Below are 23,674 nucleotides of genomic sequence, written 5' to 3'. Positions count from 1 at the left end.
CTTACAGTCTCCTTCCGCGCGGTGATAAAATGCTGTCTTCGATTTGCTGCAAATGTGTTTGTTCTTTATGAAACGGCGTCATAATGGCACGGATGCGTTCAGCCGATCCTGCGGGAAGAATCTGTTTGGCAAATGCGGCCAATGTTCCGGAAGGCCCGGCATCGATATAGAATCCTTTTTGGCGGCTGTCTGCGAATTGAAGCGCTTCGCGGAATCGAATCGGCTTTCTTACGATATCCCAGAAAAAGTCCGCTTGTATATCGGTCTCAGCCTCTCCGGTCGCACTGGAGATGTACGGTATAAACGGAGTCCGGATTGATTTCTGAGCTAAAAAGCGCTTGTACGGCTGTTCCGCCTGATCAACCAGCGCTGAGTGAAACCCGTAAGATACCGGCAATAGCTGATGAGGAATCTGCTTTTCTCTCAGATCGTCCATGATCTTTTTGATATGTTCCCGCTCCCCCGAGATGACAAAGTGAGAATGATAGTTTACAGATGCCAATTCACTATGTTCGCCGAGCAGCGGATCATCTTGATATAAAGCCGGATCACCCAGTATCGCAAGCATGCTGCCGTTACGGCAAGTTTCCGTAACGATTCGGGCCTGTTCCAGCACGCAATCTAAAGCATCCTCGGCGCTCAGCACGCCCGACACAGCGGCCGCTGCATACTCTCCGAGGCTTGCTCCGATCACATAATCGGGACGTATGCCTCTTTGCTCCAAAGCATATGCAAGTGCGTACTCAGCCATAAAAATGGCAGGATGGCTGAAAAGAAGGCGGTCAAATGGATCAGACAGACGATTGCCTGTATGATACATCTCTTTAAGGACAGAGTAACCGAAACGGCTGACTGCAAAATCGTCCAAGTCAAGCATTTTCTGCCGAAAAGCGGCGTTATGTGCAAACAGCTCTTTCCCCATTTGATAGTATTGGGAACCCTGTCCAGAAAACATGAAAACAATTGGCTGGTTCATTTGTTCTCCTTTTTGCTCTTTATTTTTTCAAAATATTGATTTGTGAGTTTTTCGTGATGTCGTGTGCAGGTGAAGTGGTCGTGATGCTGTATGGCTGGCACTATTGTGTGAGATAAGAATTTTGACTTGCGTTCCGCTACATGGCGGGTGAAGCTTCAGTTTCTTTTTTGATGCGGTGAATAAGTCCTGTCAGCACATGGCCCGGGCCGACTTCTTCAAATTCCATCCGCCCTTTGTCCAGCAGATAGCGGATGCTGTCGTTCCATCGCACTGAATGGTCGATCTGATCGGCCAGAACGGAGTGGATTCCGTCTTGCTCATAAGGTCTGGCATGCACATTAGAAATGACAGGAATTGATATAGCAGAAAAATGAAATGACTGTAAAAATTTTTCGAACTCTTGTTTTGCTTCACTCATATACCTCGAGTGAAAAGCGCCGCTTACGTTTAACGGATGAAACATCGTAACGTCTTTTAATCCTTCGAATACGGTTTTGGCTCTTTCAATGTCTTCTTTGCGTCCGGATATGACAACTTGGTGAGGAGAATTCATATTGGCAATATCAATCGTATGTAATCCGTGCGTTTGAAGGGCGTCTGACACTTGAGCTGCAGTTAACCCCATAACAGCGGCCATTTTTCCGTCAGTGGCCATACTCATTAATTCGCCTCTTTTACGGACAAGCTGCAGGCCGGTAATAAAATCAAACGCACCTGCTGCAAACAGCGCATTATATTCTCCCAAACTGTGGCCGGCCACATAATCCGGCTTTATGTCATTGTCTTGGATTTTTTTCAAATAGCTTAACGCGTTTACAACATATAAAGCAGGCTGGGTGAACTGCGTCTTGTGAAGGTTGGAATACGGATTCTCAAGACAAAGCCGTTTCATGGAATATCCGAGTGTTTCATCAGCCTGCTCCGTTAAGTCTTTAAATTCATCAAACAATGAGCTCCCCATTCCCTGCTTTTGAGAACCTTGTCCGGGGAATAAGTATGTGATCATTTTCTCAGCCATCCTTTCTCGGATTCAGATAAGAAGCATGTTCAAGTTGATAGTAACTTCACAAAAATACCATGTCAAGTTAATTTATCCTATGCGAACTCCTGAATAATGCCTATTTTTCCCTGTCGAAAGGCGGGCTCAGGGCTTTCGGAACAGGCGTAAGCAGAATGTCCCATCCGGCCTGCCCGGCGTTCTCTTCCGCAAACTCCCGTTACTCAGCCATTCATCACCAGAAATCTAGTAATAACTACCATTCCATTTCAGAACTTCTTTGCCTCAAAAGAAAAGCTAGTTAGAAAGAACTAAATCACACATTACTTAAAATGAAACAGCCCTTTTTGATTTTTTCTGTTGCGGAAATTCACAAAATGTTCTTTTTTTTCAATCTGAAAGTAAATATTGTTTTTCAAAAGACTCTCCATTTTTTGACCCGGCTTCTCCCCGAAGGAGTGCCCCGGATACACACGCACATGCGGCGGAATGGAGGCTTTGATCCTCTGTATACTGTGAAACATATCTTCAGCTGAGCTGCCCCTGTCCTCACATATACCGCACCCTTCTGTAAACACGGTGTCACCGGTAAAAAGATGATCAGATAGCAAATAGCACATTCCCCCGGCCGTATGTCCCGGGGTCAGTATACTTCTGATGATAAACCCTCCGGCCGCAAAGGTTTGGCCGTCTTCAAGCGCTATTAAGTTTCTGCACCGGAATTGATAGAAATCGATTTCCGCCGACGACATGTATATATCAGAATGATAGATTTGCTGAAGCGGCTCCGCCAAGTTTACATGGTCATAATGCGAATGTGTTAATAAAATAGCTGATAAATCAACATCCAATTCATGCAGTTTATCGGTTATTTTATCGATTTCCCAGGACGGGTCCACCGCTATCGCAGATTTTTTTGAGCGGTCTGCGATAATATAACAATAGTTGGACCACATCTGGTGATAAGTTTTGATTTGATGCACTTCATATGTATGATCCATTGTCACCATTCCCATTTAAAAGATCCGGGCAGACTGCTGCCGCCGCCCAGCCGACTGTAACCACTTTACCAGATGACACCACGTTTTTCCATGGATTTTCCGGTAAAGATAAAAAAACTTTCTGCTCCCGCCAAAAGCACCAGTCTGGACTTTTTTTACAAATTGCTATGCTGATATATAAGGAAATCAGGATGTTCATTTAGATGAATTCTTTAGGGAATTTTATTCAGAAAATCAAGAATGGATATGAGTTTCGGATAAAAAGAAAACAAATTGAGCTTTTGTTTTGAAAAGCAATTGCCGAAGCGGCCGAAGGGGATGATCAGTTTTTAGAAATGACCCGCAATCAAGATTATTATCTCAATCCTTTTCTTCAAGATAATACCGAATTGCAACGTTATGTTGACATTAACATAATTAGATTTAGAAAAGTACAGCGTAATTTACACTCATTTCTTTTGCGAGAAAACCGTTCAAAAACCAGTCTAGCTGCAACAATTCACGAAAGCGTCGCGCATGAAAAAAGACGTCAGTTGAAGACGATTAATATTTGATCTGCTACCCAATGATTTAAGCATATTTTGATCAAATTGAACAAACAGGCGCAACATCAACTGATAAAACAATTGCCCCAATAATTGATCATAAAATATCCAGATTACCAAAAGGAGGTTTTATAAAAATTAAAATTCTTAGGGACTTCCCTTAAGGCAGGGATCAACATACTTTTAGAACAGCTAGTCTAGTTGCTATATTTTCGCCTAAACTTTTACTTAATGATTTTATATTAATTTTGATTTACACAGTAAAAAGATAAACCTCATTTATCTTCTTCAATTGTCCAATAAATCTTTAATCAGAATTAACAAAAACATCTGATCTCCTTGTCAAATAATCGAATATTATACGTTTATAAGAATGAGATAGATCCATACTTTTATATATAATTCTATTATTTACACTTATAATATTTTCCATTTAGGTACGATATACCTATTTACCTAAAAAATCCATATTGCTAGAATAGCAACTAAGGAAGGAGGAGTAATTAACTGTGTTCAATCCAAAAACAGAGAATAAACCGAAAATCAACATTTTAAGCTCTGTTTAATATTGGAGGCTCATACTATTTCAAAAAGCATTTTACTTACAGGGTCTTTAGTCTTTTCTCTCTATATGTTGTCAAACAATCGGGCTACAGATTCTAAATAAACAGCTATGAATTATGCATCACTTTTCAGGAGATAAAACAAATTTTCTTACAAATTAAAGTGTTTCTCAATCTATAAAAGTTGTAATTAGGTATGTATTAAATCATAAAACAAAGTTTTTGGCAGGAAACAGAATTAGAATTGAACTTGAAGCCAGGTTTACTAAGATTGAACCTGCCTTTAGAGATTTGATTGGTTCTCCGGTAAATTATCAAATCCAAACATTATCGATAAAACATTACTCATTTTACAATATTGGTTATCTTGGGTTTCCAGAGAAGATCAAAAAACAATAATATAGATTAAACGGAGGATTAACAATGAAAAAGTCTGTAACTAAAGGTCTTATTATGTCCACTGTCGCAAGTGTATCTATTTTTTCATTAGTTCCACTAGCAGGAGCTGTTTCAGCAGAAAAAGAAGTCCAAACTAATCAAACAATACAAAGCCAATACCAAAACGAAGCAGTCTTACATAAAACTGCACAATTACCGAAAGATAACGTTAGTCTTGACGAAATAGCTAAACACTTTGAATTAACCAAAAGTGAAACAAATCAACTTAAAGAAGCTGTTAAAACTGTTAAAGAAAAACAAGGGTCGGAGTTTACTGCTCAAGGTAAATTGTCCTGGGCTGTAAAAGCACTCAGAGCAGCTTGGGATGCAATACCTACTAAGGTTAAAGCTGCTATGGGCGGAATCGGCGGTTTTGAAATAATTCTTAATACCATCGACAATTTTACTGGTGCGGTTGAAGATGCGTGCTATGCGGGTGCTTTAAAAGTAACTGGGAACCCAACAGCCGCTTGGTGGATTACTAAAACTCTTATGCTTTTCCTTTAAACGGGACTATTGTTGGTGTTTAACAAATTTATCCTGTGTTAAGCTTTAAAGTGATTATTTCTAAAGTGTTAAGACAGGAGGTAACTATGGAAGATAAAAGTAACGCTGAACCGAGCCCAAAAGCTATAAAAATTCTAACTTACATTATTCCTATAGTTTTAATAGGGCTTATCCTTGTTCTTAAGAATATTAATACCGCAGCAGCAGAAATTTCATTTTATATCGTTGCTATCGGTGTGGTTCTCTTAGTGGTTTTCAGTTTGATCAAAAATAGAAAAAACCGCAGGAAGAACTAAATGTAAGGGGGGCTAATTACTAGTCCCCCTTGACTAACTTGCGGATAGTATAACCTGCCAAATTCGAATTTTATTTAAATTCCCCCTCCATCTCCTCCCTGTGAATTTGGAAAAGCAGGTACCCATCTATATAACTCAGGGTAGTCATCTGGTTCTTCACAGATAACTTTAAGATTTTAAGGAATCGTTTTCTCCATTATTTCACTATTAATGCAGTGACATATAGACGGTTACACCAAACACAAGATGCTGCGCTGTCACCCCAAATACTATCCATAAACAATTTTTATATGAAAGAAAAGCAGCTGGATGTTAAACAAATTATTTTCATGATTTACGGCATACAGATGCAACAATTATACCAGAAATTAAAAAACTCAAAAGTTATCTCTGACAGGCTGGGTCATTCAAACTAGTAAGGCTGCTTGTGGGCAAATAACGGTTTAGTCTCACATAAATCATTGTTCTTGCATCACACGCTTAAACATCTTCTCCATCTCATACGTACTGTTATTTTAGTTTTTTGACAATAAACCATGATTACTCAAAACATTGATATTTCAGAGCTTCTAATAGTTTTCTGGGTAAATATTTTTATTAAATTAGCATGGTTAGACATAAAGAGAGCAGCCTCCTTTTTTGATGATAATAAATATGATGATGAGTGGACCGAGAATGGTTACAAAATTAAATTTAAGCGAACCCCTATTATAAATATAGCGGATGTTTATATCTAAGAAATAGTCTTAACTTTTTAATTTAAGGGAATGAAAGATATGCTGACTCTGAAAGGAAATATACCGTATTATACTTAACATGAGCTACCGATGTAAAAGGCCAGTTAAAGAGAAAAACAGGAAAAAGCGAAATAGATTTACGTGCAGTTGTAAAAAGTCTCATGCGACAAGGAGAGGTTCCGTAAGACAAAATACAAAATTGCATCATCTAAAAAAGCCCAAACTCTAAAAAGTTGGGCTTTTAATTTAAGCGGGGAGAAAGCGATTTGTAGCCTTAAAATAAAGTTTGATTAAATGAACTTAATAAACCTTGATAAAAGTACAAATAGAAAAAACGTGTTTTGAAAAAAAGATTGATCAAAACACGTTTTTTCTATATTCATTTCAATCATCGTTTTATAAAAAAGTTTGATCATTTTATGTCTAGAATCTTCAACAAACGCGCAGTCTGAGGAATAGTACCTTATAATAAAAACTGCTGAGTGCTACCTAGACTGAATACTCCACCCATGTGTTTTAAGCTTTTTTATATAATCTTCAACACTAATTTTTTCAACTTCAATTGCTAACGGCGTCAGTGAAACAAGGCACTCATTTGAAGTATAATTTATTGTAACTTTTACCACCTCGTATCCATTATGGAAACCTGAATCAAATCCAGGATCGTCAATTATATCTCCTACTTGAGGGCGAAAGTCAGATTCAAATGTTTTCACTAATGTTTGAGTATTTTCCTCTGTAGGTTCTTGATTAATTGATGAGACAAATAATATTAAATTTATATTCAAAGCATTTCCCCCCCCTTTCTATGCTGTTTAAATAATCTTTAGTTTAATTCTATTGTTATTGATGATAACAAATTTTAACTTGCATCACAAATTAATTGTGCCATTAAATGGACCGTTTGTTGAATTCTAAAAATCTGTATTGTTAATGTGATTCTATCAAACTTTTTTATAAATTATCGGACTTTGTTTTACATAATCATCTTTATTTTAAAGCTACACGATTAAGTTTTTTAGTCCTCCCCTGTTTTTCTTTTATTTGATTTTACTACTATCCCCGTAATTTGCACAAATGGAAAAACCGCAATATGATTGCGGTCTGCTGTGAATCTGTATTTGAAGTTATTCAGTCCGCTCATCAGCTTGCGGCTTTAGTAAGATGGTTAAGACAATTCCTGATAATATCAAAACATTTCTATAAAAAAAGATTCGGATTATAGAATGCTTAAAGACAATTACCTGGACAAGGAACAAGTATCTGTCTTTATGGAGGCAGCAAAATCTTCTAAATATCATCATTACATGATCGCTTTAACTCTTTTAAGGACCGGCTTAAGAAAAGGTGAACTCATTGCTTTATATTGGTCCGATATTGACTTTAATAACAAAACTTTAAGGATTGCTAAATCTAAGAACGAGTTTGGAATCATAGCACCTAAAACCCGTAAAAGTGTTAGAACTATAAGCATCGATGACACTTTAATTAAAGAGATGAAAAAGTTTAAGGAATGGCAAGAAAAAAATAAAATAAAACACGGTGATAATTATAACCAGTCTCCCTTTTTTATTACCAACCATAAGGGAGATGACCTTGGACCGTTTGGAATTGATAAAGTCATAGATTCCTTGCTAAAGAAAACTGATCTGCACCACATTACTCCACATGGTTTGAGACACACACACGCCATTATGCTGCTAGAAAGTGGTGCAGATATCAAATTTGCAAGTGAGAGACTCGGTCATACGGATGTGAAAATGACAGCTGATGTCTATATCCATATCTTGCAGAATCACAATCAAAAAAGCATTAATCAGTTTGATGAATACCTAAACAGCTAAAATCAGTGGGCAAAATGTGGGCACGAGAGATAAATCCCTCACAGAATCCTTCTACATCACACGCTTAAACATCTTCTCCATCTCATACGTGCTGTGATGAATTATGATCGGCCGGCCGTGCGGGCATGTGAACGGGTCTGTCGTTCGGCGCAGATCGTCCAAGAGCGCTTTGATTTCGTCGTTTCGCAAATGGCGGTTCGCTTTGATTGAGCCTTTGCAGCTCATCATAATGGCCGCTTCCTCCCGCAGTTTTTTAATATCGATCTGTTTGGCGTCAAGCACCTGCTGAATGATTTCTTCAATCAGTTCAGCTTCTTCCCCTTTTGGAAACCAGGCCGGATGGCAGCGGACGATGTAGCTGTTCGTGCCGAATGCTTCTAAAAATACTCCGACGCTTTCAAGCTCATGCTGATGCTGGTCAATGATCAGCGCTTCATTTGCCGCATAATGAAAGGTGAGCGGCACGATCATATCCTGCACTTCAGGCTCGACCTGCCCGACTTTCTCCCGGAAATATTCGTATTTAATCCGTTCTTGTGCAGCATGCTGGTCAATGATATACAAGCCGTTTTCGTTTTGGGCTAAAATATATGTCCCGTGCATTTGGCCGATCGGATACATCACCGGAACTCTTTCTTCCCGTATTTCTTCAGCGACAGCTTCCGGTTCCGGAGTATCGGAAACAGGCGCTTCCGGTTCCGGCATGCCGATCTCCGGCGGCACATCGTGATCCGCTTCATTCGGGAGGATCTCTTCTTCTATTATTACCGGCTCAGGCTCTTTTACGACCGAACTCAGCTTCATTGGTGAGTAAGACGGCTCCGGCGTTTTTTCAGGAAGTTTCCGCTCAGGCGCGCTTTCCTCGAATGTCATAAATTGCTGTTCGTTTTTGGCCGGTGCCGGCGCGGATTTTTTCGGGAGCTGGGCGCTCGGAATAAGCCGCTGCTTTTGAAACACTTCCTTTATCCCGTCACGGATCAGCTCATGCAGCTCCGTCTCTTTGCTGAGGCGGACTTCAAGCTTCGACGGATGGACATTGACATCGACCAAAATCGGGTCCATCGTAATTTCGATAAACATAATCGGATGGCGGCCGATCGGCAGAAGTGTGTGATAGCCCTCATGCACTGCTTTTACAAGCGGGAAATTCTTAATGTATCTTCCGTTAATGACAGATGACATGTAGTTTCTGGATGCACGCGTGATTTCCGGAAGCGCAATGTAGCCCTTGACTTCAAAATCAAGCGAGCTGACATGGAGCGGTATCATTTTTTTCGCAACCGCCGTCCCGTAAATTGCGGCCAGCACATGGCGCACATCCCCGTTACCGTTTGTCTGCAGCAGATTTTTCCCCTGATGGCGGAGACGGATCGATACTTCCGGATGCGCAAGAGCGATCCGGTTGACAACATCCGTAATATTGCCGAGCTCCGTATGCACGGTTTTCATATATTTCAATCTGGCGGGTGTATTGAAAAACAGGTTGGTAACGATAATCTCCGTTCCTTTTCTGCTGGAGGATTTCTGCTCAGAAATGATATTCCCGCCCTGAAGAATGAGATGGGTTCCCGCTCCCTCGCCGATACTCGTTTTTATTTCCAGATGAGAAACAGACGCGATACTTGGCAAAGCTTCTCCGCGGAAACCGAGTGTTCTCACCCGGAACAGGTCGTTTTCATCTTTGATTTTACTGGTCGCGTGGCGGCGGAAAGCCCGCTTGCAATCATCGGTTTCCATCCCTTCGCCGTTATCGAGCACCCGAATCGACGAAAGCCCCGCTTCCTCTATGTCGATTTCAATGACTGTGCTGTTTGCGTCGATGGCGTTTTCCACCAATTCTTTAACGACTGAGGCAGGCCGTTCGACCACCTCGCCGGCCGCTATTTTATTCGAGAGTTCATCTGAGAGCTGGATGACTTTTGCCAAGTCCGTCACCTCTTTCTATTTTAATTTTTTTTGCAGCTTGTACATTTCATTCATCGCCTCAAGCGGCGTCATATCGAGAATATTGATTGACTTAAAAGCTTCAAGCACTTGTTTTTCTTTATTAGAAACTGCCGGTGCCTTCTGTTCTTTTTCACCGTCAGCAAAAAAGGACAGCTGTGCCGGTTCTTCTCTGACGGCGGACTTTTTCTCAGATACCGCCGGAAGCTCCGGTTTATCTCCCGTCTGCTCAAGCTGTTTCAAAATCTCCTGCGCGCGGCTGATCAGATCGTCCGGGAGCTCGGCAAGCTGGGCGACATGAATGCCGTAACTTTTATCTGCGGCTCCTTCTTTGATTTGATGGAGAAACACGACCGTTCCGTTATATTCCTCTGCGCGCACATGAACGTTTTTCAGCTGAGGAAGCTTATCTTCAAGCACCGTCAGCTCATGATAATGCGTGCTGAACAGTGTTTTAGCGCCGATATGATCATGGACATATTCAATAATCGCCTGTGCCAGCGCCATTCCGTCGTACGTTGATGTCCCGCGGCCGATTTCATCAAACAGGATCAGGCTGTCTTTTGTGGCGTTCACAATCGCGTTTTTCGCTTCCAGCATTTCCACCATAAAGGTGCTTTGTCCGGAAATCAAATCATCCGCTGCCCCGATTCTCGTGAAGATTTGATCAAAAATCGGCAGAACCGCTTCTTTCGCGGGCACAAAACAGCCGATCTGGGCCATGATCGATAGAAGTGCGATCTGTCTCATGTACGTGCTTTTACCTGACATATTCGGACCCGTAATCAGGAGCATTTCCCGCGAATCGCCCATCAGGCAGTTGTTCGGGACGTATTCTTGACTGTCCATCACCTTTTCAACGACGGGGTGTCTCCCTTCAATGACTTTTACTTCATTATCAGAAAAGACGGGCTTTGTGTAATGCCTGTTTTCACTGATCGTAGCAAAGCATTGCAGTGCGTCCAGCTCACTCATTTGTTTGGCAAGACGCTGCAAGCGCGGAATAAATTGTTTCACCTTTTCACGCAGTCCGGCAAAAAGCTCATATTCCAGCTCGCAGATGTTGTTTTCCGCTTCTAAAATAAGCGCTTCTTTTTCCTTCAATTCCGGCGTAATGTACCGTTCGGCGTTTGTGAGGGTCTGCTTCCGCTCATACCGTCCGTCTTCAAGCAGATGAAGGTTTGCTTTTGTGACTTCAATATAATAGCCGAACACTTTATTGAAACCGACCTTTAATGAACGGATGCCCGTATAAGCGCGTTCCTGCTGCTCCAGTCTGGCAATCCAGTCTTTACCGTTTTTGCTGGCGTCACGGTACTCATCGAGCTTCTGATGATAGCCGTCTTTAATTAAATTGCCTTCTTTTAACGATAACGGCGGGTTTTCATGAAGGGCATCTTCTAACAGGTCAAGCAAATCTCCGCACGGATCAATCAAGCCGGCGCGTTCTTTTGCTTTTTTATGGTTAAGAGACCCTACAAGCTCTTTGATGCTCGGCACTTGTTTTAAAGATTCTTTCAGCTGGATTAAATCCCTTGCGTTGACGTTTCCGAATGCGACCCGGCCCGCCAGACGTTCTAAATCGTATACTTCTTTCAGGCGCTCTCGCAGATCTTCACGCTCAAACAGATGATTGATCAGCGTCTCGACCATTTCCTGGCGTTCTTCGATTTGGGATGCCCTGATCAGCGGGCGGTCAATCCATTGTTTGAGAAGCCGGCCGCCCATCGCTGTTTTCGTCTCGTCTAAAAGCCAAAGCAATGACCCTTTTTTGCTTTTCGAACGGATCGTTTCCGTCAGCTCAAGATTCCGTTTTGAATACAGGTCAATTTTCATCGCTTCTTCCAATTCATATACTTGAACCGGCTGCAGGTGATCCAGGCTCCGTTTTTGCGTTTTCTGCAAATACGTATATAAACGCATAAACGTCTCTGTCAGCTCTTCGCCCGGCAAGTGCTTTGCGATTTCAATGCGTTCTGTTATTTCCCCGTCTTCGATGGAAATCGTGGCGCCGCACCGTTCTTTCAGCTGAGCAGCTGTATGTTCGTTAAACTTGCTCGATACGACAATTTCCTTTGCGCCGACTGAGTAAATTTCTGACATGACATCTTCAATCCGCTCAATAAATACGGCCAGGTTTTCTCCGGTCGTTAAGTCCGATAAAGCGAGACCGTATCCGTCACGAAATTCGGAAACGGAAGCGATAAAGTTGTTTTCCGACTCGTGGATGCCTTTTCCATCCATCACGGTTCCCGGTGTGATCAGCTGGACGACTTCTCTTTTTACAACGCCTTTAGCCGCCTTCGGATCTTCCGTCTGTTCACAGATCGCCACTTTATAGCCCTTTTTAATCAGCTGTTCAATATAAGCCGCCGCGGAATGATAAGGCACGCCGCACATCGGAATTTTATCAGCCGAACCTCCGTCTCTGCTTGTCAGTGTAATTTCAAGCTCTTGTGACGCTTTTTTTGCATCTTCAAAAAACATTTCATAAAAGTCACCAAGCCGAAAAAATAAAAAGGCATCTTGGTGCTCTGCCTTTATCTTCAAGTATTGCTGTATCATAGGCGTGTAACTAGCCATCATTTAATCCCTCACTATGTATCTTCTCTTATCCGAATCCCATTATAACATAAACAAAAGAGTGATATCTTTATATATAAAAAAGAGACTTGGGGTGTTAAACTCCCCTAGCCTCAACTTATTCTTCAGGATCTCCGACTAAAAATTCAGGGTTAATGTCCTCTAATTCTTCATCAAGATCGTCTTCCCAATCATCATCATCGTCTTCTTCCCAGTCAGGATTGACTTCGACGACGACTTTCGTTTCACCGACCACTTCTGCTAAAAATTCTCTCTCTGCCTGAACCACGATTTTATTTCCGTTAGGAGAAATGGTGACTTCAAGACAATTCGGCTGCTGCAGCACTTTGGCAATGACTTCGTGTTCGTCATCTAAGTAATTTGTGTCTCTGTATCTGAGTTTAATCACATCGACATACTTTACTCTCTCGGTTACAACTTCCGTTTTTGTATTATCGGCGTAAGAGTACCAGACGTTTATATCATAATACCCTTCAATTTCTACAGTCTTCCCGATCTTTTCGGCATCGTACTTGTGGTTGATAATCCAGCCGCCCAATATACTTGACGGTTTTTCTCCAGGTGAGATCGTGTTGGTGCATTGGGTGAATTTTCTTCCTTTCGCAACTACCGCTTTCGTAATAATTTCCCTGTATTCAGACATTCCGGCAGGCCTCCTTGTTCTTCTTCGTGTTATCTTATGCTGGGCATTTGTCTCATGTGCATTTTTATAATAAAAATATAAAAATACAAAGTTTCTGTTTCATTGTATGCAGCCCTGCCCAGAAACTTTACTTTTAAGTATGATAAAACTTTCCAGTAAAATGGGACAAAACGGTGAGTCAATGAAAATTTAGTACATATTACAATTAGTTCTCAAACAGCAAAAAAACACGGGCCGATGAAGGCCCTGTGTTTAAATAGAACAGCTGTTATTCGAATGTTTTACTTTTGAACCGGTTTCTCCCGTCAGCAGGTTGCCTCCGGTAGATGTAATGATTTCGTTTGTCACCTGATTTGAGATCGTATGTGCGACAAGCTGAAGAAGGTCATTGACCTCAATCTGGGAATCTCTGAATTCCTGAATGATCGGAATCCCTTCAAGTTCTTCCTGCAGGGCGTCAATTTTACTTTCCACTTGTTTCAGCGCTTCAAGCTTTTCGTAGTGCTTCAGGTTAACGGCTTGCTTTTGCAGGGTTTTAATCTGATTAATAATCGCAGAGACTTTTTCATTTTCGTTAATCTGCGCCTCGGCGCGTTTGAAAAAATCAACTTCTTCTGTTTCAGAAATCATTTTCGCAAGGTTCCTAGCCTGCTGTACAATGTCTTTCTTAGAGTAAAGCGTCATTATTATTTCACCTCGATTGCTTCTCCTGCCATCACACCGTCAAGCGACCATGTTTTCGCCTGTTCGATTTTGACGCGTACAATCTTGCCGATGGCGTCTTTCGGCCCTTTGAAGTTGACGAGCTTGCTTTTTTCCGTATAGCCGGCAAGAATGTCAGGGTTATTTTTGCTTTCTCCCTCAACTAATACTTCGACAGTCCTGCCTTCATATTCCTTCATTTTTTTGGCTGAAATTTCTTTCACCAAATCATTGAGGCGCTGAAGACGTTCTTTCTTGACCCTCATCGGAACATTGTCTTTCATCTTCGCTGCCGGCGTGCCTTCACGAGGAGAGTAAATAAACGTATATGCGCTGTCAAATTCCACTTCGCGATATAACGAAAGCGTTTCTTCAAATTGTTCATCGGTTTCATTCGGAAAACCGACAATAATATCGGTCGTCAGTGAAGCGTTCGGCATCGCCGCTTTAATTTTTCCGACAAGCTCCAGATAGCGTTCTCTGTCATATTTGCGCGCCATCATTTTTAACATCGCTGAGCTTCCTGATTGAACCGGAAGATGGATATGGTCAAGAAGGTTGCCGCCTTTGGCGAGCACTTCGATCAGATGATCATCAAAGTCACGCGGATGACTCGTCGTGAATCGGATTCTCGGAATATCAATTTTACGCAGTTCGTCCATTAAATCACCGAGACCGTACGTCATATCCTCAAAATCTTTTCCGTACGCATTCACGTTTTGACCGAGCAGTGTGATTTCTTTATAGCCTTCGCTTGCAAGTCTTCTGACTTCCTGGATAATTTCCTCAGGACGGCGGCTTCTCTCTTTTCCGCGGGTATACGGTACGATGCAGTATGTGCAGAACTTGTCACAGCCGTACATAATGTTGACCCAGCCTTTAATTTTCCCGTTGCGGACTTTCGGAAGGTTTTCAATGACATCCCCTTCCTTCGACCACACTTCAATGACCATCTCTTTTGATAAATATGCCTCTGATAACAGTTCCGGCAGACGGTGAATGTTGTGCGTGCCGAAAATCATATCGACAAACGGGTGCTTCTTAAGGATGCGGTTTACGACTGATTCTTCCTGTGACATGCAGCCGCAGACGCCCAGAATCAGGTCCGGGTTATTTTTTTTGAGCGCCTTTAAATGGCCGAGCTCTCCGAACACTTTGTTTTCAGCATTTTCCCGGATAGCGCAAGTGTTTAATAAAATAACGTTCGCGTCATCAACCGAATTTGTCGCTTCATAACCGAGCGCCATAAAAATACCCGCCATGACTTCCGTATCATGCTCGTTCATTTGGCATCCGTACGTGCGGATATAAAATTTCCTGCCTTCACCGAGGCCTTTAAATTCTTCTGAGATTTTAAAATCGTTATGATATTGAACGGATTCTTTGCCCCGTTTTTTCGCATCTTTTAAAGAAGGCGGAATATATACGGCTTCAAAATACTTGCTGTAATCCTTTTCGGATGTTTTGTCCGCCGGATTCACTTGTCCGCTTTCCTGCTTTTGCTTTTCATTCATGTTCGAATGTCTCCTTTCAACCGAAACTTCCACCCTCAAGTATACTGGTTAAAAGCGTTTGGCACAACCGCCAGCCTATTATTGTACACCTTATTGAGAATAAGAATCAATAAGAAATAAAAAAGAGGGAATCATTTCCCCCTTACACAAGCTGAAGCTCTTTTGCGGCTGAACGGATTACTTCCAGCGCCCGGTCAAGCTCCTCTTTTGTATGCTCCGCCGTAATAATGGTGCGGATTCTCGCTTTTCCTTGGGCGACCGTCGGATACACGATGCTTTGTGCAAAGACGCCGCGGGTCAATAAAAGGTCTGATAATGCCTGGGCTTTTTCTTCCTCCCCTATTAATATCGGCACGATCGGTGTTTCGCTTTTTGTGAGGGTCAGCCCCATTTGAACCAGTTTGTCTTTGAAATACGCCGTGTTCTCCCATAGCTTTTCCATATGCTCAGGCTCTTCCAGCAGGACGTCAATGGCTTCTATGCATGCGGCCGTTACCGCAGGCGGATGAGAAGTGCTGAATAAGAAAGGACGCCCTTTATGGCGCAGGTAATCGATCAGAACCTGCGACCCTGCGGCGTAACCGCCAAGCACTCCGATGGCTTTGCTTAATGTGCCCACCTGTATGTGGACTCTTCCGTCAAGCCCGAAGTGATTAACCGTTCCCCTACCGTTTTTTCCGAGTACGCCGGAAGCATGCGCGTCGTCGACCATCACAAAGGCATCATACGCCTCTGCAAGTTTGACGATGTCAGGCAAAGGAGCGATGTTGCCGTCCATTGAGAATACGCCGTCGGTGACGATCAGGCGCATGCGGTAATTCATTGATTTTTTCAGCACCCTTTCCAAATCGTCCATATCAACATGGCGGTACACCTTTTTATCTGCTTTCGTCAGCCTGATCCCGTCAATAATGGAAGCATGGTTCAGTTCGTCAGAGATCACGATATCTTCTTTTGTAAGAATGCTTGATAAGACGCCCTGATTCGTTGTGAACCCCGATTGAAAAACAAGTGCCGCTTCTGTTTTTTTAAAGTTTGCCAATTTTTTCTCCAGCTCATTGTGCATGGTGAATGTTCCGGCGATTGTCCGGACGGACCCCGTACCCGCTCCGAATTCTTCCGCGGCGCGTTTGGCCGCTTCGACAAGCCTTGGATGCGACGTCAAACCGAGATAATTGTTCGATGAAAGCTGTATCACGTTTTCCCCTTTGACTTCCACCGACGGACCCTGCTTCGTTTCAATTTGTTTCATTTGCTGCCACGTTTTATTTTCTTTCATTTTATCAAGCTCTGCTTTTAGAAATTCAAATTCTTTCATTATAGAACCCTCCCCTTATGGAATCAAAATGACTTTGCCGCACTGGCCCTTTCTCATCAGGTCAAACCCTTTTTCAAAGTCTTCAAGCGGAAACTGATGCGTGATCACCGGCGTCAGATCAACAAGGCCGAATTCAAGCATGTGCGATACCTGCCGCCATGTTTCAAACATTTTTCTGCCTGTGATGCCTTGGACGGTAAGTCCTTTAAACACCACGTCATTTGTCAGGTCAACCGTCACCGGACGTTCCGGCAGACTCAGCATATGGAACCTTCCCCCGTTGGCCGCCATCTTTAATCCTTGTGCGATAGCTGCCGGGTGGCCTGACATTTCGCAGACAAGGTCGATCCCTTCTCCGCCTGTTAAGGTGTCGATCACCTCAAGCGGATCTTCCTTATCAGCTGAAATGGTGATCGCAGCTCCCAATTTCTTCGCAAGAGCCAGCCTGTAATCATTTTTATCAATCGCCGCAATACGGGATGCACCGGCCGCTTTAGCCACCGCCACCGCCATCAGCCCGATCGGTCCGCAGCCGATAATTGCAGCGGAACCGCCCGCAAGCTGGCTGCTTTCCAGCACTGTATGCACCGCGTTGCCAAGCGGCTCTTGAACAGAAGCGACGGCTGGGTCCATATCAGCGGGATTTTCCCAAACATTTCGAGCCGGCACTTTGACATATTCAGCGAAGGAACCGGCTGTATCTACGCCGAGGATCTTTGTATGGGTGCACACATGATGTTTTCCTGTTAAACAAGGAACACAAGTACCGCAGACGAAGTGGGTTTCAGCCGAAACGTAGTCACCTATTTTGACATTTGTGACGTGCTTGCCCGTTTCCGCTATGATACCGCTGAATTCATGTCCGAATACTTGAGGTGTTTTGATTCGTTTCTGCGCCCATTGATCCCAATTATAAATATGCACATCTGTACCGCATATAGATGCGGCCTGTACTTTAATGAGAACTTCATTCTCATTAATGGAAGGTATGGGAATTTCTTTCAGAGTTGCTCCGAAAGCGTTTTCATTTTTGACGATAGCTTTCATCTTTCCTCCCAACATGTACACTCCTCCTCGAAAAAACACTGTAATAACTGGATTGTAACATGAGATAAAAAGGAGGTAAACACCAGTGTCCACTCCAAGAAAACAACTGCTTCCGTCCGAAAAAATGGGCGGGATTTTTTTTGAATATTATATGAATAAAGCCATTTATCATCTCTTCGTACTATTAATATAATATTGTGAGAAAATATGACAACAATAAAAACAACCCGCTCGCCTTACGCAAGCAGGTTGAGAATGTCATGTTTTTGTTTTTAACGGGGTTCGACGATTAACTTAATCGCCGTTCTTTCTTCTCCGTCAATCTGTATATCTGTAAAAGCCGGAATACAAATCAAATCTACGCCGCTTGGCGCGACAAAGCCTCTGGCAATCGCAACCGCTTTAACAGCCTGGTTTAAGGCACCCGCCCCAATTGCTTGAATTTCGGCGGCTCCGCGTTCCCTCAATACACCGGCAAGCGCGCCTGCTACTGAATTTGGACTTGATTTTGCTGAAACTTTTAAGATTTCCATTTCTGCTCCCCCTTAGTTTTACAATGGATAAGTGAGTGTTCATTAGAACAATCATTATTAGATGTTGCTATCCAAAAAGCCATCCCCACAATGCTTTTCAAAAATAGCGGGCTACCTTCCATTTCTACTATATTCACTAAGAAGTTGCTATATTCCTGCTTTTCCTTTTAATATTTTTATAAAATAAACACATGATCACCTATTCAAAGAACATATGGTCATCATTGATTAATATCCGTTCGATATTTACGGCCTTTTTCGTTTGATCGTCGATGTCAATGAGCACTCCGCTCAGCGTAGTTTTACCTTCCGCCACCGTAAACCGGACGGGAAGATTGGTTTTAAACCGCTTGATGACCGTTTCTCTGTCCATACCGAGAATTCCGTCGTACGGACCCGTCATGCCTACATCAGTAATATATGCCGTTCCTTTCGGCAAAATACGGTTATCTGCCGTTTGCACGTGTGTATGGGTGCCTACCACGGCAGAGGCTCTTCCGTCTGTGTACCAGCCGATCGCAATTTTTTCGCTTGTCGCTTCGGCGTGAAAATCAATAAAAATGTACGGCGTGCGCTTTTTCGCTTCTTCTATTAATTCATCCGCTTTAGCAAACGGATCATCAAGCGGCGGAAGAAACGTCCGCCCCTGTAAATTAATGACGGCAAGCTCTTTTCCGTTCGATTTAATATAAGTAATGCCTTTGCCCGGCGTACCTTCCGGGAAATTCGCCGGCCGGACAAGATGCGGCACATCATCAATAAAGTCGAAGATCTCTCTTTTATCCCACGTATGGTTTCCCATTGTAATGGCATCTGCTCCCGCTTCCATCAGGCTGTGGTAGATCTTTTCTGTCAGTCCTTTTCCATGTGCTGCATTTTCTCCGTTAATAATTGTAAAATGCGGTTTATGTTTCGCTTTCAGTTTCGGGACATATTCTTTTACCATGTCGCGGCCAGGGGAACCGACAACATCTCCGATAAATAAAATTCTCATACATTCCATTCCTTCCTTTTCAGGGACTCAAAAAAATAAAGTGATGCGCTAAGCATCACTTTATTTTGCATACTCTACGGCTCGAGTTTCTCTGATTACGGTCACTTTAATGTGGCCCGGATAATCAAGCTCGTCCTCAATTCGTTTACGGATATCACGTGCCAAACGATGGGCTTCTAAATCATTAATGGAGTCCGGCTTCACCATGATGCGAACTTCACGGCCGGCCTGAATCGCAAATGATTTTTCAACGCCTTCGTAAGACTCGGAGATTTCTTCAAGCTTTTCAAGTCTGCGGATATAGTTTTCGAGCGTTTCACTTCTCGCGCCCGGTCTTGCGGCTGACAGTGCATCAGCGGCAGCGACCAGAACGGCGATAATGGATGTCGGCTCTTCGTCTCCGTGGTGTGACGCAATACTGTTAATGACGACTGGATGCTCTTTATATTTGGTCGCAAGCTCCACTCCGATTTCCACGTGGCTTCCTTCCACTTCATGGTCAATTGCTTTTCCGATGTCATGCAGAAGACCGGCCCGCTTGGCAAGCTTTGCATCTTCTCCAAGCTCGGAAGCCATTAAACCTGCTAAAAACGCAACTTCCATTGAATGTTTCAGTACGTTCTGCCCGTAGCTTGTACGGAATTTCAACCGGCCGAGGATCTTGATCAGATCCGGGTGGAGTCCGTGAACGCCGACTTCAAACGTCGTCTGCTCACCCATTTCCCGGATATAGTCATCTACCTCACGGCGGGATTTTTCAACCATTTCTTCAATGCGCGCCGGGTGAATACGGCCATCCTGAACGAGTTTATCAAGAGCGATTCTTGCCGTCTCCCGTCTGATCGGATCAAATCCGGAAAGAATGACTGCTTCAGGTGTGTCATCAATAATCAGGTCAATACCTGTAAGCGTTTCAAGCGTACGAATGTTACGCCCTTCACGGCCGATGATACGTCCTTTCATCTCATCATTCGGAAGATTGACGACCGATACCGTCGTTTCGGCAACATGATCTGCTGCACAGCGCTGCAAAGCAAGCGACAGAATGTTTTTCGCCTTTTTATCTGCCTCTTCTTTCGCACGGTTTTCGGTTTCTTTTGTCATGATGGCGATGTCATGTGAAAGCTCATTTTCAACCCGGTCAAGAATGATTTGTTTCGCTTCATCCCGTGTCAGGCTCGAAATGCGTTCGAGTTCTGACTGCTGCATACGAATCATCTCATCCACTTTGCTTTCCATCTCTTCAATATGTTGTTGTCGTTCATTCAGAGAATGATCTTTCTTCTCCAACATCGCTTCCCGTTTATCAATTCCTTCATGTTTACGGTCAAGATTTTCTTCTTTTTGAAGTAAACGGTTTTCTTGTTTTTGAAGCTCATTTCGTCTTTCACGAACTTCCTGTTCAGCATCTATTCGAAGTGTATGGATTTCGTCCTTTGCTTCAAGCAGAGCTTCTTTTTTCAGTGCTTCAGCATCACGCTTTGCATCTTCAAGGATTTGCTCGGCAGCACCGCGTGCGCCCGCAATCTTTGCTTCGGCAATGGTTTTACGAACATAGTAGCCAACAACTAAACCGAGCAGAGTCAGCAAAATGGAGATGAGAACCGTCATTGGGGTCATACTTTCACCTCCTCTTGCTATGAACTTGGTTTTTGCTTAAATAAGTGCCGGCATGTACATTGTCTGATTTTCTCAACATACAGAACCTTCACAGGGAATGAGTCTCTCATGCCCTTGTCAAGTTTAAATGGTTTAACAATCATGTTAAAAAAACAAATGTTACAACTTCATTGTAATTGTGTCGGAAATACTTGTCAAGCTTGCCAGCTTAACGATTCGCCTTCAGCTTGGATCTTCGCCCATGTATATATCATACCATACCTTCATCCGCTTTTCGTGAATGACGGCTCTGTCAGTCCGGCTGGTTAAGCAGTTGGTAAATTCTATTGTTTACCTGTCCTAATTTGGCGTTATTCTGAATGTTTGACAGTAATATGACATATTTGCTTGCCGAATGGCTGAAGCTGTTCAAAATGTTGTAACCGGGCATAACACCGTGATTGGAATAGCTTCCCGGATCAATGTAAAACCCCATGCCGTAAGCGGCACTGCTTCCTGCTGTAAACATTTTTGTGAAGCTTTCTTTTGAAAGGAGCGTACCATTTACGATCGCTTTATCAAATTTATAGAGATCTTCAGCGCTCATATACATGTCGCCCGCCCCGTACAGCTGCGATAAGTCCAGAAGGTGCGGCGTTACAAGACTGCCGCTCTCATCGACTTTGTAGCCGACGGCAGGATATTTGGCTTTGACAAATGTTTTGTAAAATCCGGCATGCTTCATTCCGGCCGGTTTGAACACGTGTTCTTTTATATATTGTTCATAAGACTCCCCGCTGACTTGAGATACGATATAAGCAAGCACTGAATAGTTGGAATCCCTGTAATCCCAAACCCCGGGCTGCCGTTTAATTCCGCGGTATTCTATATCCTTGATTAAATCAATTGGAGAAATCGGTCCCTGTCCCTCAATATGCCCGCTTATGCCGGACGTATGATTGAGCAGGTTTTTCAATGTAATGCGCGTGCCGTTAGGAAAATTCGGCAAGTATGTACTGACGGGGTCACTCGTCTGCAGCAGCCCTTTTTCTTCAAGCTGCAGGACAGCCGTCGCGATTAACGCTTTTTGTGAAGAACCGATATAATATGATGTCTCCGGATTGTTTTTAATTTTTTGTTTTCGGTCCGCATAGCCAAAGCCTTTTTTCAGCACAACTTTTCCATCTTTTACGATCATTGCCGTGCCGCTGAACCCGATCTGTTGCAAGTAATTGCTGATCTGTTTATTGTGATCGATTGATTTAGGTGTTTTCTCTTTTTGCGTCTTTTCTTTTTTCTGTTGAGTCTGGTCTTTTGAAGTATCAGATTGAGCGGCGGGAGCGTTTTTAACGGATTCCTTCTCCCGGTGATGCGCCGTGACGGTCCAGATCATAATAAAAACAGTGACAAGCAGCAGAAAAAGAAACAGCCCTCCCGTTTTCATAAGCTTCTTCTTTCTTTTTTTGTTAATTCTTGTGCGGCGGGGGCTCGTCATCTTTTTTCCTCCTCAGATATAATTTCAACTTTCGCCATGATGTTAGACGAGTGAAGGGTGAAAAAAGTTATAACATTTCAGATAAAATTTTCCGAAACAGCCAGTGTTTTTTTAAACACACAAAAAAAGAGCGGAAATTGCTTATTCCGCCCTTTTGATCGTGCTTTTTTATTCTTCAAATTCAAGCTCTTCCTGAGTTTCTTCCGATTTTTCCGTAACACCGTTATTGTCTAAACCGTAATGTTCACGGATTTGTTCCTGAATCATCAGCATGATGTCTTTATTTTCTTTTAAGAACTGCTTGGCATTTTCACGGCCCTGACCGAGGCGTTCTTCTTCATAAGAATACCACGAACCGCTTTTTTGCACGATATCCAGTTCAGTTCCAAGGTCGATGATTTCCCCTTCTTTGGAGATTCCTTCACCGTACATAATGTCCACTTCAGCCGTACGGAACGGAGGAGCGACTTTGTTTTTTACGACTTTAATTCTCGTTTTATTCCCCATCACGTCATTGCCCTGCTTTAATTGCTCGGCACGGCGCACTTCAAGGCGCACGGAAGAATAGAATTTCAGCGCGCGGCCGCCCGGTGTCGTCTCCGGATTTCCGAACATAACGCCGACTTTTTCACGAATCTGGTTAATAAAGATTGCGATTGTTTTAGATTTATTGATGGCGCCGGAAAGCTTACGGAGCGCCTGAGACATGAGACGCGCCTGTAAACCGACGTGTGAATCACCCATGTCACCTTCAATTTCAGCTTTTGGAACAAGCGCCGCAACAGAGTCAACGACTACGATATCAACAGCTCCGCTTCGCACCAGCGCTTCAGCAATCTCTAGCGCCTGCTCTCCCGTATCCGGCTGAGAAAGCAGAAGCTCTTCGATATTGACACCGAGCTTTTGCGCGTAAACAGGATCAAGAGCATGCTCAGCATCAATAAATGCTGCCTGTCCGCCTTTTTCCTGAACCTCAGCGATTGCGTGAAGCGCTACAGTCGTTTTACCTGAGCTTTCAGGTCCGTATACTTCAATAATCCGTCCGCGCGGGTATCCGCCTATTCCGAGAGCGGTATCAAGTGCAAGGGAACCGCTTGGCACCGTTGAAATTCTTGTATCCGTTTTTTCTCCGAGCTTCATGATGGAACCTTTGCCGAATTGTTTTTCTATTTGCTTAAGAGCCATATCTAAGGCTGCCTGACGATCACTCATTTATTTTTTCCTCCTTTATCTTGCCACTACATATACTATACCTTGTTTACTGGCATTTGCCAAGAAAAAAGCGAACGCATATTCGGATTTTTTCCGCGTTCGCTTTTCTGCAAAAGAGCATAATTTCCCTTGTAAAACTTAAAAATCAGAGAAAACGCCTCTTTA

At 43.1% G+C, this 23,674-nt stretch carries 19 protein-coding genes; 3 read left to right on the top strand and 16 right to left on the bottom strand.

Going from position 1 to position 23,674, the window contains the following annotated elements; translation table 11 throughout:
• Position 1: 1 nt before the first annotated feature.
• The 3 genes from NYE68_RS09380 to NYE68_RS09370 all read right to left on the bottom strand — a co-directional run bounded on the left by NYE68_RS09380 (position 2) and on the right by NYE68_RS09370 (position 2,974).
• Positions 2-976, bottom strand: a complete 975-nt coding sequence (locus NYE68_RS09380) for an acyltransferase domain-containing protein (protein ID WP_113766237.1) — start codon at positions 974-976, stop codon at positions 2-4.
• Positions 977-1,112: 136 nt separating this feature from the next.
• A complete protein-coding gene (gene fabD, locus NYE68_RS09375) occupies positions 1,113-1,982 on the bottom strand; it encodes an ACP S-malonyltransferase (protein WP_020955843.1) in 870 nt (289 codons plus the stop codon).
• Between the two features lie 314 nt (positions 1,983-2,296).
• On the bottom strand, positions 2,297-2,974 hold the full coding sequence (locus tag NYE68_RS09370) for an MBL fold metallo-hydrolase (protein ID WP_003154103.1): 678 nt from the start codon (positions 2,972-2,974) through the stop codon (positions 2,297-2,299).
• Positions 2,975-4,505: 1,531 nt separating this feature from the next.
• Between NYE68_RS09370 and NYE68_RS09365 the strand changes: the two genes are divergently transcribed.
• Positions 4,506-5,027: a hypothetical protein gene (locus NYE68_RS09365; protein WP_015417503.1), complete on the top strand. Its 522-nt coding sequence runs from the start codon at positions 4,506-4,508 to the stop codon at positions 5,025-5,027.
• A gap of 86 nt (positions 5,028-5,113) precedes the next feature.
• On the top strand, positions 5,114-5,323 hold the full coding sequence (locus NYE68_RS09360; RefSeq protein WP_015239884.1) for a hypothetical protein: 210 nt from the start codon (positions 5,114-5,116) through the stop codon (positions 5,321-5,323).
• Between the two features lie 1,222 nt (positions 5,324-6,545).
• On the opposite strand, the gene NYE68_RS09355 is transcribed toward NYE68_RS09360, so the two are convergent.
• Positions 6,546-6,848 (bottom strand): hypothetical protein, encoded by a 303-nt coding sequence (locus tag NYE68_RS09355; protein WP_007409833.1) that lies wholly within the window; start codon positions 6,846-6,848, stop codon positions 6,546-6,548.
• 438 nt (positions 6,849-7,286) lie between these two features.
• On the opposite strand from NYE68_RS09355, the gene NYE68_RS09350 reads away from it, so the two are divergent.
• Complete coding sequence (locus NYE68_RS09350) at positions 7,287-7,904, top strand: site-specific integrase (protein ID WP_052250227.1); 618 nt, start codon at positions 7,287-7,289, stop codon at positions 7,902-7,904.
• A 51-nt stretch (positions 7,905-7,955) separates the two neighbouring features.
• Here the strand turns inward: NYE68_RS09350 and mutL are convergent, their stop codons facing one another.
• The 12 genes from mutL to recA all read right to left on the bottom strand — a co-directional run bounded on the left by mutL (position 7,956) and on the right by recA (position 23,509).
• Positions 7,956-9,830, bottom strand: coding sequence for a DNA mismatch repair endonuclease MutL (gene mutL / locus NYE68_RS09345; protein WP_324635844.1), 1,875 nt, complete (start codon positions 9,828-9,830; stop codon positions 7,956-7,958).
• 15 nt (positions 9,831-9,845) lie between these two features.
• On the bottom strand, positions 9,846-12,431 hold the full coding sequence (gene mutS, locus NYE68_RS09340; RefSeq protein WP_053104470.1) for a DNA mismatch repair protein MutS: 2,586 nt from the start codon (positions 12,429-12,431) through the stop codon (positions 9,846-9,848).
• 118 nt (positions 12,432-12,549) lie between these two features.
• The gene (gene cotE, locus NYE68_RS09335) at positions 12,550-13,095 is read right to left on the bottom strand and encodes an outer spore coat protein CotE (RefSeq protein WP_003154111.1); all 546 of its coding nucleotides are present in this window, start codon (positions 13,093-13,095) and stop codon (positions 12,550-12,552) included.
• 252 nt (positions 13,096-13,347) lie between these two features.
• Entirely contained in the window at positions 13,348-13,779 is a 432-nt protein-coding gene (locus NYE68_RS09330; RefSeq protein WP_003154113.1) for a RicAFT regulatory complex protein RicA family protein, read from the bottom strand.
• Between the two features lie 2 nt (positions 13,780-13,781).
• Positions 13,782-15,311, bottom strand: a complete 1,530-nt coding sequence (gene miaB / locus NYE68_RS09325; RefSeq protein WP_012117585.1) for a tRNA (N6-isopentenyl adenosine(37)-C2)-methylthiotransferase MiaB — start codon at positions 15,309-15,311, stop codon at positions 13,782-13,784.
• A gap of 142 nt (positions 15,312-15,453) precedes the next feature.
• Positions 15,454-16,632 carry a glycine C-acetyltransferase gene (locus NYE68_RS09320; protein ID WP_029325912.1) on the bottom strand — a complete coding sequence of 393 codons (1,179 nt, stop codon included), beginning with the start codon at positions 16,630-16,632 and terminating at the stop codon, positions 15,454-15,456.
• Positions 16,633-16,644: 12 nt separating this feature from the next.
• Positions 16,645-17,691, bottom strand: coding sequence for an L-threonine 3-dehydrogenase (gene tdh / locus NYE68_RS09315; RefSeq protein WP_039251466.1), 1,047 nt, complete (start codon positions 17,689-17,691; stop codon positions 16,645-16,647).
• A gap of 257 nt (positions 17,692-17,948) precedes the next feature.
• Entirely contained in the window at positions 17,949-18,209 is a 261-nt protein-coding gene (spoVS, locus tag NYE68_RS09310) for a stage V sporulation protein SpoVS (protein WP_003154135.1), read from the bottom strand.
• Positions 18,210-18,408: 199 nt separating this feature from the next.
• Positions 18,409-19,203, bottom strand: coding sequence for a TIGR00282 family metallophosphoesterase (locus NYE68_RS09305; protein ID WP_003154137.1), 795 nt, complete (start codon positions 19,201-19,203; stop codon positions 18,409-18,411).
• Positions 19,204-19,263: 60 nt separating this feature from the next.
• Positions 19,264-20,823, bottom strand: coding sequence for a ribonuclease Y (rny, locus tag NYE68_RS09300; protein ID WP_003154140.1), 1,560 nt, complete (start codon positions 20,821-20,823; stop codon positions 19,264-19,266).
• 292 nt (positions 20,824-21,115) lie between these two features.
• The gene (locus NYE68_RS09295; protein ID WP_229041412.1) at positions 21,116-22,297 is read right to left on the bottom strand and encodes a serine hydrolase domain-containing protein; all 1,182 of its coding nucleotides are present in this window, start codon (positions 22,295-22,297) and stop codon (positions 21,116-21,118) included.
• A gap of 168 nt (positions 22,298-22,465) precedes the next feature.
• Complete coding sequence (gene recA / locus NYE68_RS09290; RefSeq protein WP_015417498.1) at positions 22,466-23,509, bottom strand: recombinase RecA; 1,044 nt, start codon at positions 23,507-23,509, stop codon at positions 22,466-22,468.
• Positions 23,510-23,674 lie beyond the last annotated feature (165 nt).

It is taken from the genome of Bacillus sp. FSL R5-0447 (assembly GCF_038606125.1).
GTDB lineage: Bacteria > Bacillota > Bacilli > Bacillales > Bacillaceae > Bacillus > Bacillus velezensis.
The sequence above is the reverse complement of the archived record's forward strand: the minus strand, read 5'-3'. Positions and strand labels throughout refer to the sequence as shown.

What these genes read in the sequence shown, in the direction of transcription:
- NYE68_RS09380 (WP_113766237.1), bottom strand. Translation starts at nt 976, where the DNA reads ATGAACCAGCCAATTGTTTTCATGTTTTCTGGACAGGGTTCCCAATAC.
- fabD (WP_020955843.1), bottom strand. Translation starts at nt 1,982, where the DNA reads ATGATCACATACTTATTCCCCGGACAAGGTTCTCAAAAGCAGGGAATG.
- NYE68_RS09370 (WP_003154103.1), bottom strand. Translation starts at nt 2,974, where the DNA reads ATGGATCATACATATGAAGTGCATCAAATCAAAACTTATCACCAGATG.
- NYE68_RS09365 (WP_015417503.1), top strand. Translation starts at nt 4,506, where the DNA reads ATGAAAAAGTCTGTAACTAAAGGTCTTATTATGTCCACTGTCGCAAGT.
- NYE68_RS09360 (WP_015239884.1), top strand. Translation starts at nt 5,114, where the DNA reads ATGGAAGATAAAAGTAACGCTGAACCGAGCCCAAAAGCTATAAAAATT.
- NYE68_RS09350 (WP_052250227.1), top strand. Translation starts at nt 7,287, where the DNA reads ATGCTTAAAGACAATTACCTGGACAAGGAACAAGTATCTGTCTTTATG.
- mutS (WP_053104470.1), bottom strand. Translation starts at nt 12,431, where the DNA reads ATGGCTAGTTACACGCCTATGATACAGCAATACTTGAAGATAAAGGCA.
- cotE (WP_003154111.1), bottom strand. Translation starts at nt 13,095, where the DNA reads ATGTCTGAATACAGGGAAATTATTACGAAAGCGGTAGTTGCGAAAGGA.
- NYE68_RS09330 (WP_003154113.1), bottom strand. Translation starts at nt 13,779, where the DNA reads ATGACGCTTTACTCTAAGAAAGACATTGTACAGCAGGCTAGGAACCTT.
- miaB (WP_012117585.1), bottom strand. Translation starts at nt 15,311, where the DNA reads ATGAATGAAAAGCAAAAGCAGGAAAGCGGACAAGTGAATCCGGCGGAC.
- tdh (WP_039251466.1), bottom strand. Translation starts at nt 17,691, where the DNA reads ATGTTGGGAGGAAAGATGAAAGCTATCGTCAAAAATGAAAACGCTTTC.
- spoVS (WP_003154135.1), bottom strand. Translation starts at nt 18,209, where the DNA reads ATGGAAATCTTAAAAGTTTCAGCAAAATCAAGTCCAAATTCAGTAGCA.
- NYE68_RS09305 (WP_003154137.1), bottom strand. Translation starts at nt 19,203, where the DNA reads ATGAGAATTTTATTTATCGGAGATGTTGTCGGTTCCCCTGGCCGCGAC.
- rny (WP_003154140.1), bottom strand. Translation starts at nt 20,823, where the DNA reads ATGACCCCAATGACGGTTCTCATCTCCATTTTGCTGACTCTGCTCGGT.
- NYE68_RS09295 (WP_229041412.1), bottom strand. Translation starts at nt 22,297, where the DNA reads ATGACGAGCCCCCGCCGCACAAGAATTAACAAAAAAAGAAAGAAGAAG.
- recA (WP_015417498.1), bottom strand. Translation starts at nt 23,509, where the DNA reads ATGAGTGATCGTCAGGCAGCCTTAGATATGGCTCTTAAGCAAATAGAA.